1 pseudogene is annotated in these 946 nt (G+C 38.9%); it reads left to right on the top strand.

The annotated features are described in order from the left end of the window. Positions 1 to 946: pseudogene (locus E1140_RS21180) on the top strand (gliding motility-associated C-terminal domain-containing protein); the annotation flags it as partial.

The raw sequence follows: 946 nt of genomic DNA, 5'->3' as shown, positions 1-946 counted from the left end.
AAAAAGGGTTAACTGTAGTGGGTTAACTTTCGAGATTACAATTATTGTTTATACAGATAGCAAAACTGGTAATGCAAGTTTTGGAAACGGTGAGCTAAGGTTTGGTGATGAGAATGAACCGGATGAATTTTTTCTCTTACCCAATGAAATTCCAAACAACATTCATCTTTTTTATGGCGAAGATGGTACTACAAGAAGCGAACCCTTCAATGAAGATCTTGGACAGGATGTCTCCAAAGTCGCATTTACCATTAGACATACTTATGGCTCTACAGGCAGGTTTACTATTAGCTATGTGGAATCAAATAGGAATGAAGGGGTTTTGAATATAGAAAATGGTAATTCATTAAATACTCGATTCTATATAGAAACAGAGATAAGGATTGATGTCGCTTTAGGTTGCAACAACACCCCAGTATTGCTCATTCCCCCCATTGACAGGGCCTGCCCTAATGTAGCCTTTTATCATAACCCAGGAGCTTATGACCCTGATGGAGATAGTATAGCTTTTGAGTTAGTAATTCCTAAAAAGGATGTGGGAGCAGAAGTCGCTAACTACATATCACCGGCAGACCAATCCTTCTATGAAAATTTCAATGCAGGAAATGAGACAGCTGATGGCCCTCCAGATTTTAAAATTGACCCTATAACCGGAGAGATAGAGTGGAATGCACCAGGAAAAATAGGGGAGTACAACATTGCTTTTATTGTCAAAGAATATCGCTTTAAAAATGGCGAATGGATTCAACTTGGTTTTGTAACCAGAGATATGCAGATTATAGTTGAGGACTGTGATAATGAAAGGCCTGAGCTGATCATACCTGAAGACATTTGTGTTGAAGCCGGTGAAGTAGTGAGTGAAACTATTTTTGGCATAGATCCGGATGGAGATGATGTAAAAATCGAAGCCTTTTCTCAGATATTGGAAGATCAGGGAGCAATAGTC

Origin of the sequence: Fulvivirga lutimaris (assembly GCF_009711525.1) — a bacterium.
Taxonomy (GTDB): Bacteria; Bacteroidota; Bacteroidia; order Cytophagales; family Cyclobacteriaceae; genus Fulvivirga; species Fulvivirga lutimaris.
Note: the sequence above shows the minus strand (reverse complement) of the source record. Positions and strands in the feature narration are given on the sequence as shown.